Source organism: Natrinema hispanicum (assembly GCF_004217335.1).
Lineage (GTDB): Archaea > Halobacteriota > Halobacteria > Halobacteriales > Natrialbaceae > Natrinema > Natrinema hispanicum.
The window spans coordinates 123,883-139,130 of sequence record NZ_SHMP01000005.1 but is presented as its reverse complement, the minus strand read 5'-3'; the positions used below and the strand labels follow the sequence as shown (position 1 = coordinate 139,130).

At 61.7% G+C, this 15,248-nt stretch carries 17 protein-coding genes, 1 tRNA gene and 1 other RNA gene; 8 read left to right on the top strand and 11 right to left on the bottom strand.

Features of this window, described 5'->3' with window-relative positions; translation table 11 throughout:
• Positions 1–2: 2 nt before the first annotated feature.
• Positions 3–1,832, bottom strand: a complete 1,830-nt coding sequence (locus BDK88_RS12825) for an ABC transporter substrate-binding protein (protein WP_130500763.1) — start codon at positions 1,830–1,832, stop codon at positions 3–5.
• Positions 1,833–2,041: 209 nt separating this feature from the next.
• Between BDK88_RS12825 and BDK88_RS12820 the strand changes: the two genes are divergently transcribed.
• From BDK88_RS12820 to BDK88_RS12810, 3 genes are all read left to right on the top strand, one after another.
• A complete protein-coding gene (locus BDK88_RS12820) occupies positions 2,042–2,317 on the top strand; it encodes a ribonuclease P protein component 4 (protein ID WP_130501048.1) in 276 nt (91 codons plus the stop codon).
• A 79-nt stretch (positions 2,318–2,396) separates the two neighbouring features.
• Positions 2,397–2,645, top strand: a complete 249-nt coding sequence (locus BDK88_RS12815; RefSeq protein WP_130500762.1) for a YhbY family RNA-binding protein — start codon at positions 2,397–2,399, stop codon at positions 2,643–2,645.
• Positions 2,642–3,568, top strand: a complete 927-nt coding sequence (locus tag BDK88_RS12810) for a mechanosensitive ion channel family protein (RefSeq protein WP_130500761.1) — start codon at positions 2,642–2,644, stop codon at positions 3,566–3,568. The genes BDK88_RS12815 and BDK88_RS12810 overlap by 4 nt, the downstream gene beginning before the upstream one ends.
• A gap of 229 nt (positions 3,569–3,797) precedes the next feature.
• On the opposite strand, the gene ffs is transcribed toward BDK88_RS12810, so the two are convergent.
• Positions 3,798–4,110, bottom strand: an RNA gene (gene ffs, locus BDK88_RS12805) — signal recognition particle sRNA.
• Between the two features lie 197 nt (positions 4,111–4,307).
• On the opposite strand from ffs, the gene BDK88_RS12800 reads away from it, so the two are divergent.
• On the top strand, positions 4,308–4,646 hold the full coding sequence (locus BDK88_RS12800; protein WP_130500760.1) for a DUF5798 family protein: 339 nt from the start codon (positions 4,308–4,310) through the stop codon (positions 4,644–4,646).
• A 91-nt stretch (positions 4,647–4,737) separates the two neighbouring features.
• Here BDK88_RS12800 and BDK88_RS12795 read toward each other — a convergent pair whose 3' ends face one another.
• The 5 genes from BDK88_RS12795 to BDK88_RS12775 all read right to left on the bottom strand — a co-directional run bounded on the left by BDK88_RS12795 (position 4,738) and on the right by BDK88_RS12775 (position 8,418).
• Positions 4,738–5,148 carry a CoA-binding protein gene (locus tag BDK88_RS12795; RefSeq protein WP_130500759.1) on the bottom strand — a complete coding sequence of 137 codons (411 nt, stop codon included), beginning with the start codon at positions 5,146–5,148 and terminating at the stop codon, positions 4,738–4,740.
• Between the two features lie 86 nt (positions 5,149–5,234).
• Positions 5,235–6,290 carry a M20/M25/M40 family metallo-hydrolase gene (locus tag BDK88_RS12790; protein ID WP_130500758.1) on the bottom strand — a complete coding sequence of 352 codons (1,056 nt, stop codon included), beginning with the start codon at positions 6,288–6,290 and terminating at the stop codon, positions 5,235–5,237.
• 141 nt (positions 6,291–6,431) lie between these two features.
• Positions 6,432–7,064, bottom strand: a complete 633-nt coding sequence (locus BDK88_RS12785) for an RAD55 family ATPase (protein ID WP_130500757.1) — start codon at positions 7,062–7,064, stop codon at positions 6,432–6,434.
• A gap of 175 nt (positions 7,065–7,239) precedes the next feature.
• The gene (locus BDK88_RS12780; RefSeq protein ID WP_130500756.1) at positions 7,240–8,100 is read right to left on the bottom strand and encodes a geranylgeranylglycerol-phosphate geranylgeranyltransferase; all 861 of its coding nucleotides are present in this window, start codon (positions 8,098–8,100) and stop codon (positions 7,240–7,242) included.
• Between the two features lie 135 nt (positions 8,101–8,235).
• On the bottom strand, positions 8,236–8,418 hold the full coding sequence (locus BDK88_RS12775; protein WP_130500755.1) for a DUF7511 domain-containing protein: 183 nt from the start codon (positions 8,416–8,418) through the stop codon (positions 8,236–8,238).
• Between the two features lie 148 nt (positions 8,419–8,566).
• Between BDK88_RS12775 and BDK88_RS12770 the strand changes: the two genes are divergently transcribed.
• The 3 genes from BDK88_RS12770 (at position 8,567) to BDK88_RS22535 (ending at position 10,414) form a co-directional block, all read left to right on the top strand.
• Positions 8,567–8,641: transfer RNA gene (locus BDK88_RS12770), tRNA-Arg, on the top strand.
• 552 nt (positions 8,642–9,193) lie between these two features.
• Complete coding sequence (locus BDK88_RS12765; protein WP_130500754.1) at positions 9,194–10,150, top strand: hypothetical protein; 957 nt, start codon at positions 9,194–9,196, stop codon at positions 10,148–10,150.
• A gap of 27 nt (positions 10,151–10,177) precedes the next feature.
• Positions 10,178–10,414 (top strand): DUF7386 family protein, encoded by a 237-nt coding sequence (locus BDK88_RS22535; RefSeq protein WP_092933933.1) that lies wholly within the window; start codon positions 10,178–10,180, stop codon positions 10,412–10,414.
• Positions 10,415–10,472: 58 nt separating this feature from the next.
• On the opposite strand, the gene BDK88_RS12755 is transcribed toward BDK88_RS22535, so the two are convergent.
• From BDK88_RS12755 to BDK88_RS12740, 4 genes are all read right to left on the bottom strand, one after another.
• On the bottom strand, positions 10,473–10,868 hold the full coding sequence (locus BDK88_RS12755) for a helix-turn-helix transcriptional regulator (protein ID WP_130500753.1): 396 nt from the start codon (positions 10,866–10,868) through the stop codon (positions 10,473–10,475).
• 205 nt (positions 10,869–11,073) lie between these two features.
• Positions 11,074–11,871: a 5'/3'-nucleotidase SurE gene (gene surE / locus BDK88_RS12750; RefSeq protein ID WP_130500752.1), complete on the bottom strand. Its 798-nt coding sequence runs from the start codon at positions 11,869–11,871 to the stop codon at positions 11,074–11,076.
• Positions 11,872–12,004: 133 nt separating this feature from the next.
• A complete protein-coding gene (locus tag BDK88_RS12745) occupies positions 12,005–13,555 on the bottom strand; it encodes a class I SAM-dependent methyltransferase (protein ID WP_130500751.1) in 1,551 nt (516 codons plus the stop codon).
• Entirely contained in the window at positions 13,552–14,319 is a 768-nt protein-coding gene (locus BDK88_RS12740) for a prephenate dehydrogenase/arogenate dehydrogenase family protein (RefSeq protein WP_130500750.1), read from the bottom strand. The genes BDK88_RS12745 and BDK88_RS12740 overlap by 4 nt, the downstream gene beginning before the upstream one ends.
• Positions 14,320–14,466: 147 nt before the next feature.
• Here BDK88_RS12740 and BDK88_RS12735 point away from each other — a divergent pair, with 147 nt between their 5' ends.
• Positions 14,467–15,201: a histidine kinase N-terminal 7TM domain-containing protein gene (locus BDK88_RS12735; RefSeq protein ID WP_130500749.1), complete on the top strand. Its 735-nt coding sequence runs from the start codon at positions 14,467–14,469 to the stop codon at positions 15,199–15,201.
• Positions 15,202–15,248: the final 47 nt, after the last annotated feature.

Sequence of the window (15,248 nt, the reverse complement as noted above, 5' to 3'; positions counted from 1 at the left end):
TTCTAGTAGCCTCCAAGCAAGCGACCGTTATCATCATACCGGAAGCCGGCAGTCTCGAACGCCGCTTTCGCGGCTGCAACGTTGAGTTCGCCGTTGGACCCGAGAAACGGAGTCACTGGATCCTCGCCGTCCCACGTGAGCCGTTCGGGGACCCATTCGTCCGTCACCGGCGTCGCGGTCGGGGTGGCATAGCCATAGAAGACATCGTCGACGATCGCTTGCTTGGGGAGCAACTGCGCGACTGCGCGGCGGAAGTGGGTGTTGCTAAAGGGCGCTTTTCGGACGTTGAACCCGATGTGGTAGAAGGTCCGCGATGGGTGGTGTAGCTGCTCGATATCCGATGCGTCGGGGATCGCATCCAGCGTATAGGCATCGAGCATCGAGGCCGTCACGTCCGCATTGCCATCTGCGATCCGCCTGACCGCTGACGCACTACTCGGGTCGATATCGAAGCGGAGTTCGTCGACGGGCGGGCCGGGCAATTCGACGTCGTCCCGGCGCGTGAAGTGATCGTCAAAGCGTGTCAGAACGAGTTGATCCTCTTCGATCCGGCTTTCGAACTGGTAGGGCCCACTGCCGATCGGCGGAACGTGATCGCCCGTCGCGGCGATCCACTGTCCCTGTGGTGCGGTAAACTCGCCGTCGGCCGCCCGCCGGTCGACCAGCCCACGCCAGAACTGTTTTGGCAGGATCGGCACGGTAAGCGCCCGTTTGGCGACCGGCCGACTCGCGTTCATCGAGAACGTCAGTTCGTACTCGCTGTCGGCGGTGACGCGATCGACTGCGCTGACGTGACTCTGATACCGCGGTGCCGGCGAGGGAGTCGGCGCTCGTCCGAGCGACGTATCCTCGAGGAATCGGTAGGTAAAGGCGACGTCCTTTGCGGTCAGTTGTCTGTCTTCGTCGGATAGCTGTCCGTCCTCGCTGGCTAGTCGTTCGTCAGCATGGAACTGACACCCTTCGCGAAGGGTGACCGTCGCAGTCAGGGTCGGCCCCTGCTCACCGTCGGCTGGCTCGATATCTGTCCACGTGATGTCCTCGGCGAGCCATGGCTGGACCTCGCCCTCGTGGACGGTTGCCAGCGAATCGAAGAGCAGCTGGATTATCGTCTCCCGCTCTCGCATCGTCGCTGACAGCGGATTGAGGTTACTCGTTGGACGGGAATCCGTTTTGAGCGCGAGTAACTCGTTGCCGCCGTCGGCTGGCTCGGGCTCGAGGTAGCCGTGGCGGGTCGTGAGCGCAGCCTCGCTCCAGCCGTCGAATCGATCCGTGCTGGCGACGCGATACTCGTCGGGCCGACAGATCGGCTCGAAGGGCTTGGACTTTGCCAGCGCCGTCAGGACCGACTGAACGAGCCTTTTCCGTTGCGCTCCCTCGACTCGCCGTTGGTCCTCGAGTAGCGTATCGAAGACCATATTGGTGAACCCGAAGGGGTTCTGCCAGCCGGCTTCGGTGGCAAACGAAGAGTGGAGCATTTCATAGAGGAAATCGGGGTCGTAGCCGGCGGGATGATGGCCGACGTAGAGATCGAAGTCGTGTTCGATCAGCACCGCTTTCAGTAGCTCCGACGGCGACCGCATGTCGATCGAGACATCGATCCCGACCTGCTGGAGGTTCGACTCGAGTTGTCGGGCAATCTGAATGCCCTGCCTGTCTGCGTCTGCTGGGAGCGTGGTAATGGACAGCGACAGCTGTCCGTTGGCGGCCTTCCCGACGACGTTCTGCACGCTATCGACACAGCCGCTTGTGGCAAGTGTCGCTCCCGCTGCACCGGCCGCCAGAAACGAACGGCGGCTGACGCCGGTATCAGGGGAAGTGGGGTCCCAATTCATATCGTTGTGTAACACCTCCTCTCATTTGATATATAACAATATTGCGTACTCTAAACCAATACCTGTCACACTAAAGAATCTTTCCAATCAGGGGGACATTATATTCGATGTGTTTGGTTCGATGATAATAAACTTCGTTCGCGGTATCATTTGATGAGTCTCTCGTGCTGGAGCGCAACATCAATAGGGACACCGACGAAACGAACGCCATGGACATCGCTGTCGAACGGATCGAGCGACTTCACGAGCTTGCTCGAGCGGCAGCGGCGGAGGATGAGCCCGACCGGGCTCGCTACTACGTTCGGCTCGCACGGCGGGTCGCGGAGCGAAACCGACTCACGCTGCCGCGATCGTTTCGCCGGTTTACGTGCGACGAGTGTGATGCGTATCTTCGACCGGGGGACAACGCTCGCGTGAGACTGCAGGACGGGCACGTCGTTATTACCTGTGAGTGCGGTACGCAGGCGAGGTATCCCTACGACTAACCAGGAGTCGACGCGGCCGATCCGGTTTCCTTGTGCCGTTCGGGAAGATTGAAACCGCTCGGCTCTCTTAGAAGCTGATATGGACACTCAGGAACGAAAGCGCCGCGCACACGATCTCGACGTCACCGTCTGGGTCGGGAAAAGCGGCGTCGATGCCGTCGTCGACGAACTCGACGATCAGCTAACCGACAGAGACCTCGTGAAAGTAAAATTCCTGCGGGCAGCCCGCGCCGGCAGCTCGACCGATGAGAAAGCGGCCGACCTCGCCGAACGTGTCAACGCCGACCTCGTTGATACACGCGGGCACACTGCAGTGTTGTATCGATGAGCGGTTCCGTGGTCCCGCTCCAGAACGCTGTCAATCTCGGTCCGATCGGCAACGCCCTCGAGGACGTGGGGCTGACCACAGCACAGGCCAGCACGGCGGAAGGTGCGATCAAGTTCGTCGTCGCGCTCGCCGTGATTTGGATCGTTGGCCGACTGCTTCTCGTGCCGCTGGTCGAGCGAGCCCTTGACAGGCGGGACCTCGATGAGCACGCGAAGAACCCGCTGTTGTTGCTGACGCGCTTTGGCCTCGCCTTCCTCGCGCTCTCGGTTGCCTTCGGTTTCGCCGGGTACGGGAACTTCCTCGTCTCGATGGCCGGGATCGCAGCGGCCGGCGCGCTTGCGATCGGGCTCGCGATGCAGAACGTGATCTCGAACCTCGTCGCCGGCGTCTTCATCTACACCGACAAACCGTTCCGCATCGGCGACTGGATCGAGTGGGACAACGGGACGTATGCGGGCGTCGTCGAGGACATTAGCCTTCGCGTAACCCGCGTGCGCACGTTCGACAACGAACTGCTGACGGTGCCGAACTCGGTGCTTACGGAGGACGTTCTCAAAAACCCCGTCGACGCCGATACGCTCCGGTTGAAGTTCGTCTTCGGAATCGGCTACGACGACGACATCCAGCAGGCAACCGACATCATCGTCGAGGAGGCCGAACGCCATCCTGACATCATGGACGATCCCGCCCCCTCCGTTCGACTGACGGAACTCGGCTCGTCCGACGTCGGCCTCCAATCGCGTTTCTGGATCGCAGACCCGTCTCGAGCCGACTTCGTCCGCATCCGCGGCGAGTACGTCACCGCCGTCAAACAGCGCTTCGACGAGGAGGGAATCGATATCCCCTACCCCGTCCGCACGCTCGAGGGTGGCCTTCACCTCGAAAGCGGCAGCGGTCGGAGCGTCGTCCAACCGGCCGAATAACGCGGCTCGATCGGTTTGGTTTTCGGATCAGTCGGATCTCCTCGAGTCTCAAATCGATGGCCGAGAGCGCAGGCGCTTACAGCGTAATGACCGCGAGCGACCGCAGGGAGCGAGCGGGCTGACGACTGATGTGAGTGTAACGAACGGAAGAAGAACGCTTTTAATCAAAATTTTGCCGAGCGAGCAAGGCGCAGAGCGCCGCCGCTCGCGCAGTGTAAAATTTTGTATGAATGCGGAAGGCCGCCCTTGCCCGGCGTTCCGTCCGGGGGAATCTCGGTTGCCTTCTCCACCCCGCGACCCGTCGAGCGACAGGTGTCCGGCGGTCCACTGCTCGCTTCCGCGCCTGATGGGCTGTCGCCGACTAACTGCGATGGGACGTCCCTGCGGACGGCCATCGCAGACCGCTGTCCCCGACGGACGAGGCTTCTATGTTGGCTCCCGAGGCCCCGGCCGGTCTGACCGGACGCCTGCGGTGTTCGGTCCCCGCTAAAGACCATAGCGCGGGTAGTGAGCAGGGCCTAACTGCCCGACCTATCCAGATCGACGTAGGCGATCGGTACTTAAGGGCCTTTCGCCTCGAAAATCGACCGACTGCGGGAGGGCGGTGAGCCAAGACGTGATCGACCGGAGCGACCCGATGGTCCGGTGGGAACAGACGATCGATCAGTTGGCCCGCCGAGCCTCTCATCGAAGCGGGAGAGGGAAAAGGCCCATTAGCGCCACGACATATCTGTCTGCTATGGGACTCGGCAGCACCGCAAAGAAGATTCAGACCCTCTCGGATCGAGCCGAGGCGATGTACAAGCAGGTCCAGAAACTCCAGCAGCGGATCACGGGCCTCGAGGAGAAGGCGGAGGAAACCCACGAGACGGTTACGCGCATGGACCACCAGCTCTCCGAACAGCGCGCGCTCTTGCTCGCGCTTGCGGATGAACAGGGACTCGACGGCGAAGCGATCCTCGCGGAGGCGGCGATCGACGACGCCGAACGCGAGGCTGAGGCCGACTCCGCCGCCGACTCGGCGACGAACGCGGATGCAGCGTCCGACGCAGCTTCCGGCGACGCGACCGCCGAATAGCGTCAAGAGGTGTCTCCCTTGGCTTCGCTGTGTTACGGGCGATTGCGCCGGGATAGCGCTCGAGCCGTCAGTTCGTAATCGAACGTCCGTCTTAGGCGACGAGCCGACGGTACTCAACCTTCATACATCGATCTTGGACGACGGTTCTGCCGTCGGCTTCCGCGCGGGCCGCCGCGTCGTCGTCACGAATGCCCGATTGCATCCAGATGGCCTGTATATCGTCGCGCTCGAGGGCCGCGTCAACAATCTCGCTGATCTCCTCGCTGGGGCGAAAACAACAGACGACGTCGATCGATTCTTCGACGGCCGCCAGTGAGTCGTACGCCTTGCGACCGAAAATCTCGTCCGCAAACGGGTTGACCGGAACGATGTCGTAGCCGTGCTCGAGCATGTACTTCGGCACGTTGTGGGCTGCCTTCCCGGGCGTGCTCGAGCAGCCAACGACTGCGATCGTCTCGTATCCGAGCACGGCCTCGAGGTCGTCCGTAGAGTCGACTGCCATGCCGCGGTGTAGGAACGCGAGCGGGAAACGTCTCCGGGTCGCGGTGACGGTCGCGATAAATGAGTGGCGCTCCTCGCGTGCAGCGATCAGAGGTCGACCGCGAACTCGAACTCGTGGGCTGTGGCCGCGAACGCCCCGAGGAGCGTCGCCGTCGCGTCGAGATCGTCGAGATCGAGGACTTCGACGGGCGTATGCATGTAGCGGTTCGGCACGCCGAGGTTGAGCGAGGGAATCCCGCCACGTGAGGTGTAGAAGGCGTCAGCGTCCGTCCCGGTCCGACTCCCTGCGGCCTGTAACTGCACGTCGATGTCGGCGTCGGCTGCGACCTCGCGGACGGCCTCGACGACCCGCGGATGGTTCGCGCTGCCGCGGGTGACGACCGGACCGTCGCCGAGTTCGATCCCGTTTTTCTCGCCCGAGGGAGTGCCAGGTGCATCCGTCGCGTGGGTGACGTCCGTCGCGACGACGACGTCGGGCTCGAGATCGAAGCCGACCATTTTCGCACCCTGGAGGCCGACCTCTTCTTGCACTGTCGAGACGGCGTAGACCGTCGCGTCGGGATCTGCCTTCGCTGCCCGACGAAGGCCTTCAGCCGCAGCCCACACCCCAATACGGTTGTCCAGCCCTCGCGCTGTGATACGGTTGTTTTCCAAGTCGTTGATCGTCTGCTCAAACGTGATCGGATCACCACGCTCGACTAGCTCCGCAGCCTCGTCCGCGTCGGCGACGCCGATGTCGATGTGCTGTTCGTCGATATCATCGATCGATTCATCCTCGCGGTCGCGCATGTGAATCGCTGTTTGGCCGATGACACCCTGCACCGGCCCATCATCCGTATGAATTCGGACGTGCTGGCCCTTCGAAATCGTCCGATCTGCACCCCCAATCGCCGTCATTCGAATCGCACCGTTGTCCTCGATATCCCGTACCATAAACCCGATTTCGTCGCTGTGTCCGGCCAGTGCGATGGCCGGCTCGCCACCCTCGAGAACGGCGACGGCGTTTCCGTACGCGTCAGTCCGCACCTCGTCGGCGAACTCCTCGACGTACTCGATCCAGTGACGTTGGCCGGCCGCCTCGAAGCCAGACGGTGTCGCGGTCGTGAGCAACGTCTCGAGGAACGCTCGTCGTGGTTGGTCCATACACGACCTTTGTGGGCCCTGTGTGTGAACATACCGGTCTCTCAGCGCAGGTGGAAGAACTGGTGGACGTCTGATACGGACGCCTGTCAATCAGTGCCGACGGGACAGCAGCCCGTCTGAGCCCGTGACGACCGCGCGACCTTACGGCGAGAGCCCAGCCGTCCGAATCGTGGGCTCGTCGCCGTCGGCTGACTCCTCGAGTTCGATGACGGCGTCGAACAGCTGTTTGAGCGTGTTCATGGCCTGATCGTCGTGTGTTGTCGAGTCGATCACGTAGAGACCCAGCGCGTCGGCGCTTTGAATGCGACCCGTGAACACGTGGAGGAATCGAAACACGGTCTGCAGATCAGCGTACATCAGGAGTGTCGAAACGGAGTGGAAAAGCACGCGGTTCTCGGTGTGTCCCCGCGTCTCATAGAAGTCCTGGAGGAACTCGGAGAGTTTGATTCCGATGCCCGTCATATCGACGGGCGACGAGGCATATTTGATCCGCGGATCGTCGTCGATGGTTCCGATACCGCGCTGTTTCGTCACACAATCGACGACGCCGATATCAGGCTCGAGCCCGTCGTCGAGACGGGAATCGAACCCCTCGAGAACCTTGTCAGCGCTGTCTTTCGTCGTAACGATGATAGACCCATCACCGCGGTTTGCACCACTTGCAAGGATGTCGTAGGCAATCTGCCGTTTGCCCGTCAGTGGCGGGCCTGCGACGAGTACGTTCGTCCCCGGATCGAGCTCAACGTCCGGAAGGACATCTGCAAGGTCATACATACGGGATACTCACATCCATCGCCGTGGCGACGAGCTGGGACCACAGCGTACCCAGTAGCCGGCGTGTTATGTTGAACTATGCGAAGCGGCTTATAGAACTTTTGATTAGAAAGCTCACTGATCGATTACGGATCGAAACGGACTCCCAAGTGACTGCTCACCCGCTTGCTGTGTCCTATACCGAGACCGAAAGCTCGAGGGCGACGCGCCCGACGATAAACGCCAGTGCGGCGAGAAACATCCCGTATTTGAGATGTGATTGGCCGGCGGTCGGGTTCTCGAAACTCTCGTAGGCGGCAACCAGCATGATGGCATCTGCGGGTGCGACGACGAGTAGATATGCGACGCCGAACTCCGCGCGCAGATACGGAATCGGACTGGCGACGACGGCCGCCACGAGCAAGCCGGCTGCGATGGCGAGTGCGCGCCGTTCCCCGATCGCAATCGGAAGTGTCTGTAGTCCCTCCTCGCGGTCCCCCTCGATGTCTTCGACGTCCTTGATGATCTCACGGGTCAGCGTCGCGACCGCCGCGAGCACGAAGAGAACGACTGCCGGCCCGACGCCGCTGCCGTCGATCGCTGCAGCCCCAAAAAGAAACGTGCTGCCGACCAGATAGGCGACGAGCGCATTGCCCACGCCAGGCAGTCCCTTGAAAAACTCAGTGTACGCGACGAGCGCGAGGAGATTGATAGTCGCGATCCCGATCGCCAACCGCGGCAGTGTCAGCGCGAAGGCGACCGCCCCGGCAAAGAGAACGACGCTAAATGCCAGCGCACCGCGTGGGCTCACCGCCCCGCGAGGGATCGCCCTATCGGGCTGGTTGATCCGGTCGATTTCCCGATCGAAGTAGTCGTTGATCGCGTTTCCCGCACCGACTGCAAGCCCCGTCGCCGCGACCGCAGCGACGACCGCCATCGGCTCCTCGGACACACCGCCGGCAATGAACGACCCAATAAACGTCAACACACTCGCTGCGATGACGTTTACCGGTCGCGTCAACTCGAGCAACCCACGACCCGTCTCGCCGACTGTCATACGCGAGCATGGTCATGGAAACTGGTTAAACGGTGCGATCCACCGTCGTCGACAGCAGTGTCGCTGCCGACTCTCAGAACAGATTGCTATCCGATCGACCGCTAAGACCGTGTTTGCCCATCTCGGCGCAGCGTTTTAGCGCCACTCCTCGAGGTCACAGAGCAGGTCGCTCTCGACGGCGAGCCATTTGCTCACTCGTTCGTCGCCGGTTGCGTCCGCGGGAACGGCGGTCCAGACGTCCTCCTCGTCGGCCAGCAACTCGAGTGGCGTGGTGCCGGACTGATCCGCGTCCAGCAGCGGGGCCTCGGTGTCAGTCATGGTCTCTGTTGGTACTGAGGTCTCGTCCCAAAGGCGTCCATCGGTGATTGTCAGCGGATGAAAATCACCGATAATGGGTGTGTCGGTCCCTGTCGGGACCGGTGAAAATCGAGTGACTTATACGGATCCGTCGGAAACGAACCGATGAGGGCGCTTAGCTCAGTCTGGACAGAGTACTTGGCTTCGGACCAAGCTGTCACGGGTTCAAATCCTGTAGCGCCCACTCACAAACGGCCCGGTTCTCAACTAATCCTAATTCCCCGGTAGAAGGGTCTGTACCCTCACTTTCATCGGATTCTACAGTCTGTCTGAGGGGTCCGAAATCTGATCCCAACAGGGAACTGGTTGTGGCCCCGCCGCGTCAGGCGATTCTCGTCGCAAACGCGGGGTGGTCGGTGTGATGGTTGCACCGTGGCCCTCGGTCGACCACTCGACGTGCGAGCACTGCGGAAGCCATGTTACAGATCGGTGCCGACGAGGACCGAGCCCACCGCTGTGGGGACTGTGATACCTGCGCGCGCGGTTCGCAGCGCGCGGGCGGTGCCGTGATGAGGTCTCGAGCATCAGAGTTCGAGAGTTCGAAAGCGAGCGGCGATGTGCTCGAGGGCGAGATCGACGGTAACCACTACATTCACAGTCGCCACGCCGATGACGGTCAGTAGAAACTCGATCTCGTCGAGCGTATCGACAGGTAATTGAACAGATTAGCTTGTTGAACACTCCATCCACTGGACAGCTACACAAGACACTTATATTTCTCCTAACACTCGACGGTATGCACCGCCGAACGCTTCTCGCAAGTCTCCCAGCCGGAGCGATGTCTATCGTTGCCGGTTGTTCTGACTGGACAACTTCCTATCACTCAGTTTCCCTCGATCCCGTCAATCACGCCGAAATTGCGGACAACACAACGAAAACAGCAGCCGACCTCGTCCCATCTCTGCTCATTGACGATCTTATCGCGACGGTCCTTGAGGGAGATGCAGTCGAACTCGAGACCATAACAGAACTTAGAATCCTCACTGACCCTCCCTCTAGCGACGAGTCGTTTTACTACCAAGATGAGAGTGCAGTCTATGAGATCTCCAGAGAGAGACTCACGGCGGGAGGAATCACTGGGCCGAAATACAGCGCCTCTCGGGGAGCGAAGCTTCCAGACGACGTGTCGCCAACAGACGAAGACGAGGTCCTTCCATTTACGGACCTCCCAGCACATGACCAATGGCGACTTCACGAGACGTTCGAATTTTACAAGGGAAGATTAATCGTCTTTGACAATACGACTACTGTTGGATACCTTGAGCCGGATCGTGAGGCGGATTCACGTCTCTTCGATGGTATTCGACAGCGCTTCCTCGAGTACAACGGCAAATATATCGAGCTCGCCAAACTGGAGGAAGGAACAGCAGTTGCCGAACGCATTCGTGTCTCAGCAGCGCAGATTGCAGCGAATGCGACGGCATTTGCAGAACACCTCCTCGACCAGTACGCCGTTGATGCGACATCACTGAGCGAAGAAACACAGGAACTGCTCAACGAAGTGCAGGAAAACGGCGGTTCAATCTCCGCTTCGGACGAAGATGACGGATTCGAGCAACGCGAAGTCGTTCTTGCGCAACTCCAAGCAGAACGGAGAGAGATGGATATGCCAATTGCAGGTGGGACTGAGATGTATATTTCAGACGAGAACGAATACTATCGTTTCCATTGGTCATCCCATACAGCTCCGTAACCCGATTTCGTTCGTTACTGTTCGCCGATGTGCAAGCGCGCGAACGCGATCGTGGCTGCAGACGACTACGACGACCCGTCGATGATCGTGGTGATCGAGGCCGCGCTCACGTACCTGATTGCGAGTGAACAGAACATCGACGATGCTCGAGGCGATAATCATCAAAATTGGGGGAATAGAGCTTGTATCCCTTCTACCGGTTACAAACATGGTACTAAACCCACCAATATAGTTAGCAGTGCGCAAGTCGCTGGACGGCGGTGACCGTGATTCGGTCTCGAGCACGTAGACGAGCGAGAGGAACGGGCCAGAGACAGCGGGCTTACTCGTTGAGATGTGACCGGTATCCTTTGGGTTCGAAGCCGCGGCGACAGATCACGCGCTTGCGACCGACGGTGATGGCGCTGATCTGGTCGTCAGCTTCCATCCGGTCGATGACGTCCTCGAGGTGATCCTGTGACCAGTCAGTTTCGTCTAGAATGGTGGATTGATCGACGCGGCCGCCGCGTTTGACGAGCAGTCTGAGAATTTTGTCTTCGTCCGGGAGGTCGCGTTCGTCGACACCGTACTCGAGTTGTTCGGCATAACTTAACGTCTCGTCATCGGCTGCCGGACTCGAGTCTGTGTCCGGTGTCGGCCCGGACTCGTCGGCGTCGGACTCGTCGGTCGAACTGCGCCGGAGAGACGAGAGACGGGCCCGGAGTGCATCGAATACCATCTATTGATCACCGTCCATTGGGTCTGTCACAACTTGTACGCCCACCTACCTTGATTTTATGTTTTGTGGATGGCATGGGTAGTGTCCGTCGGAGATGTTGTAGCTATCGAGACGGTGTGGGTATCAAATAGCGGCCGCCTTGCGACCCGCAAGTCAGTTATCATTTTCGGCGACCGACTGGTTCGTCGACACCGCGAACGGCGACTCACTCGAGTCGAAAGCCGTCGTAGTCGTCGGCGAGCACGTCGAGGGCCTCGTGGTGGTTCGTCGAGTGGGGTGCGGTCAGCGGCGAGACGCTTACGTTCCCCTCGACGACGGCCCGGCGGTCCGTCCCCGGCGGATCGGGGAGCGCGTCGGGGGTCATCTCGTCCCAGACGCGGTCGTGAAGCGTGACGTGTGCGCCGTCGCGTTCGGCGTCCATCTCGTAGCGTTTCGAGGGCCGAGTGATCTCGAGCGGTGCGGGCTCACCGTCGGGCAGCGGGACGTTGACGTTGAGATAGGCGGCGTGCTCGAAGACGCCGGCCTCGAGCGCACGCTCGGCGAGGTAGGTCGTGACGCGGGTCGCTTCGGCGTAGTCGTCGGCTGTGATCTCGACGTCCTCGAACGGGGTGTCGTCGACGGGGACGTACAGCGAGGTCGCGATCGCGGGCACGTCGAAGAAGGCGGCCTCGACGGCTGCGCTGATCGTCCCCGAGCGCCCGAGGACGTACTCGCCGAGGTTCGCACCCTTGTTACAGCCCGCGACGACGAGGTCGGGAAACGGGCCGAGTTCCGCGAGGCCGGCGACGACGCAGTCGGCTGGCGTCCCGTGGACGGCGTAGCCGAGTTCGTGGTCGTCGACCTCGACTTCGTGGGAGATCGATCGCCCGCACGCGCTCCGATCGCCGGCGGGCGCGACGACGGTCACGTTGGCGTGTTCGGAGAGGGCGTCGTACAGCGTCCGGATGCCGGTGCTGTCGATCCCATCGTCGTTGGTCAGCAGAATCTCGAGGTCGTCGCTCATGTCAGTTCCGTCGGGCAGCGGTGCGAAAAGGTCACCGCTTCCGGCACTCGAATTATACGGACTCGTAGACGTCAGGCCGGTGGGACCACAGGACGGTTGCGGTCCCACCGGTCACTCGGGACAGCAGACCGTCTTAGGCGAGCCGGTCGACGATCGTCTCCTCGTCGACGACCAGATTGTAGGCTTCCTCGTCGTCGTTCCAGAGTGCGAGGATCCGCTCGAACGAACAGACCTCACCGTAGTCGGCCTCGAGCAGCGGCCGGTTGAGCGACGTCTCGTTTGTCACCACAGCGTAGTGATCGATCGACTCGCTGCCGTCGCTGATCTTGAACAGTGGGTTCGAACGGCCACCGCCACGACCGTCGCGGTCGTCGCCGCTTAGCGACCGGCTGAGCTTCGCCGCGACGAGGTCGATCCGGTTGGTGACGTGGCGTTCCATCTCGGCCATCTTCGCCCACTTGCTGGTCTCGAGGGCCATGTCGATCCGCCGCCGGCCGTCGAGGCGCAGCTGGGAGTAGGAAAACTGGACGTCGACGTTGACGAACTCGCCGGGATCGTGGTCAGCGTCGTCGGCTGGCGTCGCCTCGTCGAGGCAGCGCTGGAAACCCGGCACGGCCAGATCCGGTCGCACGTCGAACGACCAGCCACGATCCGAGGGCGTGTCACCGGGCCAAAGCCGAACGGTTGGACCGTAGACGGTCACTGTACCGCGTCGGCGGTCGGCTGCCGTCGCTTCGTCATCACCGTCGGCGGGCGCGACCGCATCCCGGTCCCACAGCCGCTGGCCCTCGAGTTCGCGTTCGACCTCGCGCAGGCCTACGCTGGTGTTTTTATCTGCAGGTGCCATCGCGAGGAACGTCCCATCGGGTGCGAGCGTCTCGAGGAACGACCGTGCCACTGCGGCAGGCTCGTCGAGTTCGCTCAACACGTTACAGGCGAGCACGAGATCGAAGCCGTCGTCGGGGGCGGTTGGATCAAAGCCATCGCTGGCGGTTTCGCTCGGGTCGAACGCCTCCGCAGTCGTCCGATGGATCGTCGTGTGGACGTTTCGCCCCGTCTCCGCGAGCAGGTCCTCGAGGACATCCGCGGCCGCGCTGGGTTCGATCGCGTGATAGTCGACCAGCGCGTCATCGGGGAGGTAGTCACAGAGCCCGAGCGCGGGCCCGCCGACGCCAGCGCCGATGTCGAGAACTCGAAGGTTGCGTCCCAGCAGCCCTCGATCAGCGAGGTCGTCGAGCGCGTACTGGACGGCGGCGTAGTAGGCCGGCAGGTGGTAGATCGCATAGCCCGCCGCCACGTCGTCGTCGTACTCGACCGAGCGGCCATCGAGGTAGTCGGCTTTGAACCGCCGGATCGTCGACCGGAGTAAGTCGCCAGAGACCCCCTCGTACCAGTTGGGCCCATAGCGGTCGGCAAGCAGGTCCTCGAGCTGCTGTTCGTACTCGGCCGGGAACGCCTCGACCGGTCCCCGGCGGGGCCGCACCGGGTCGTCGTCGACGGGGACGAACGTTCCATCGTCTCGCTCGAGCAAGCCGAGATCGACGGCCTCCTCGCGAAGGAGTTGTTTGACGACCGCTGGATGCGGCGTTCCTTCGATGTAGTCAGCGATCTCGTCGGGGTCGATCGGCCGAACGTTGCGCAGATACTTCGCGTTCGAGCGCACGGCCTCGCGGTGGTCGCTCACGTCGTCTCACCTCCGCTGTCGCCGCGGTCGTCGTGCCAGTTCGCGGCCGCCTCTTGGTACAGTGTCTCGAGTTCGTCCGCGTCGGCGGCAGCGATCTCGGCGGCGGCGTCGGCGACGGCGTCTGCGCCGTCGAACGTCGCCTGAATGTCAGCGTACACCCGCGGCGTCCCTGCCGTCACCTGTCTCGCGAGTCTTCCCATCGTCTCGTAGATCGGCGTCTCGAACCCCTCAGGGACCGACTCCGCTGCGAGAGCAAAGGAAAGCACCGCGGCATGAGTTGCCGCCTGCACGGTCTCCATCGCTTCGTCGTGTTCGACCGCCGTCGTCTCGAGTAACTCGTTGCCACGGGCCTCGAGCGTTGCGAGCAACTCGTCAGTTACCGGCCCCGACCGATTGCAGACGACGGCGATCGAGCCGGGGGCCCGTTCGGGGGCAAACAACGGGTGGAGGCTGACCCGTTCGACGTCCGGCGCGTGACGTTCCATCGCTGCGAGCGCGGGTTCCATCACGCCCGAGACGTCGACGATCGCCCGCTCGGCCCGCGGGGCTTGGGCGGCGATCGCATCGGTGACGTGAGTCATCGGCACCGCGAGACAGACGACATCGTAGCTCGTCTCCCCCTCGAGAGCCGCGACATCGCCCCCGACGGCGTCCGCCGCAGCGGCTGCGGCGTCGCCGTCGATATCGGCGAACGCGACTCGAGCATCGACGGCGTTGCCGAACCACGTCCCCATCGACCCTGCGCCGACGATCAGTACGTCCATTGCTCGCTCCTACCTGCCGGCGTCGCAAAAGCCGTTCGATCGATACCACGCAGTCGCACCGATACCCGCCACAGGCGTACTCGTTACCAGTTCCGTCGTGCGACGCCACGTCAGAATATACAAGTTATTTGAAACGGGACTGAGTGTATGGATTCCGGCCAATTGCTATCCGTATTGCTTATTGCAGGGGCCGGTCTCATCGTCCTCACGACTTACCCCTACCTTGCGACCGGGATCGCGTACCGCGACCGCGATAACGGCCTATCGTATATCCTGTTTCTCATGGGCGTCGCGGTTTGGAACGGGCTGTTCGCCGCACAGGCGCTCGATCCACGGCCGATCGTGAAGGGGTTTTTCTTCAGCATCGCGACGTTGGGTGCTGTTCTGGCCGGCCTGGGCTGGCTGCTGTTTGCCAGTACAGCGAGTAGCACACCGCTTCTCGATCGCCGCCGACTGGTCTATCGCGTCGTTGCCCTGCTTGCTGGGATCGACATCACGCTCGCGATTACCACGCCGACACACTCGCTGTACTGGACCGTGACGGCCACTCCGTCCGTCTCGCTTGCCTTCACCGACATCGTCCCAAACGTCGGCTACTGGCTGCATACGGTGTTCCTCACGGCCCTGTTCGGTGCTGGTGCGACCCTGTTCGGCCGCGCATGGCAGAACGGAACCGACGTTGCATACACGCGATTGTATACCCTTGCCGGGTTCACGACGGCTGTGGCGATCCTCGGGAGCAGTGTCCTGCTTTCGGGCACGACATCTATCGCACCGCTTGCTGCCGGGAGTCTGACGACGATCGGCTGGATACAGGCCCAACAGAAACGGTATCTCCGGCTCCCGCGGCCATACCGGTGGCTAAACAACTTGCTTCGGTGACTGCTCGCCACTGCACCCTAACAATGTCAGCCAACAGTCTACTGTAG

Coding starts and splice junctions, on each gene's coding strand:
- BDK88_RS12825 (WP_130500763.1), bottom strand. CDS start 1,832: ATGAATTGGGACCCCACTTCCCCTGATACCGGCGTCAGCCGCCGTTCG.
- BDK88_RS12820 (WP_130501048.1), top strand. CDS start 2,042: ATGGACATCGCTGTCGAACGGATCGAGCGACTTCACGAGCTTGCTCGA.
- BDK88_RS12815 (WP_130500762.1), top strand. CDS start 2,397: ATGGACACTCAGGAACGAAAGCGCCGCGCACACGATCTCGACGTCACC.
- BDK88_RS12810 (WP_130500761.1), top strand. CDS start 2,642: ATGAGCGGTTCCGTGGTCCCGCTCCAGAACGCTGTCAATCTCGGTCCG.
- BDK88_RS12800 (WP_130500760.1), top strand. CDS start 4,308: ATGGGACTCGGCAGCACCGCAAAGAAGATTCAGACCCTCTCGGATCGA.
- BDK88_RS12795 (WP_130500759.1), bottom strand. CDS start 5,148: ATGGCAGTCGACTCTACGGACGACCTCGAGGCCGTGCTCGGATACGAG.
- BDK88_RS12790 (WP_130500758.1), bottom strand. CDS start 6,290: ATGGACCAACCACGACGAGCGTTCCTCGAGACGTTGCTCACGACCGCG.
- BDK88_RS12785 (WP_130500757.1), bottom strand. CDS start 7,064: ATGTATGACCTTGCAGATGTCCTTCCGGACGTTGAGCTCGATCCGGGG.
- BDK88_RS12780 (WP_130500756.1), bottom strand. CDS start 8,100: ATGACAGTCGGCGAGACGGGTCGTGGGTTGCTCGAGTTGACGCGACCG.
- BDK88_RS12775 (WP_130500755.1), bottom strand. CDS start 8,418: ATGACTGACACCGAGGCCCCGCTGCTGGACGCGGATCAGTCCGGCACC.
- BDK88_RS12765 (WP_130500754.1), top strand. CDS start 9,194: ATGCACCGCCGAACGCTTCTCGCAAGTCTCCCAGCCGGAGCGATGTCT.
- BDK88_RS22535 (WP_092933933.1), top strand. CDS start 10,178: ATGTGCAAGCGCGCGAACGCGATCGTGGCTGCAGACGACTACGACGAC.
- BDK88_RS12755 (WP_130500753.1), bottom strand. CDS start 10,868: ATGGTATTCGATGCACTCCGGGCCCGTCTCTCGTCTCTCCGGCGCAGT.
- surE (WP_130500752.1), bottom strand. CDS start 11,871: ATGAGCGACGACCTCGAGATTCTGCTGACCAACGACGATGGGATCGAC.
- BDK88_RS12740 (WP_130500750.1), bottom strand. CDS start 14,319: ATGGACGTACTGATCGTCGGCGCAGGGTCGATGGGGACGTGGTTCGGC.
- BDK88_RS12735 (WP_130500749.1), top strand. CDS start 14,467: ATGGATTCCGGCCAATTGCTATCCGTATTGCTTATTGCAGGGGCCGGT.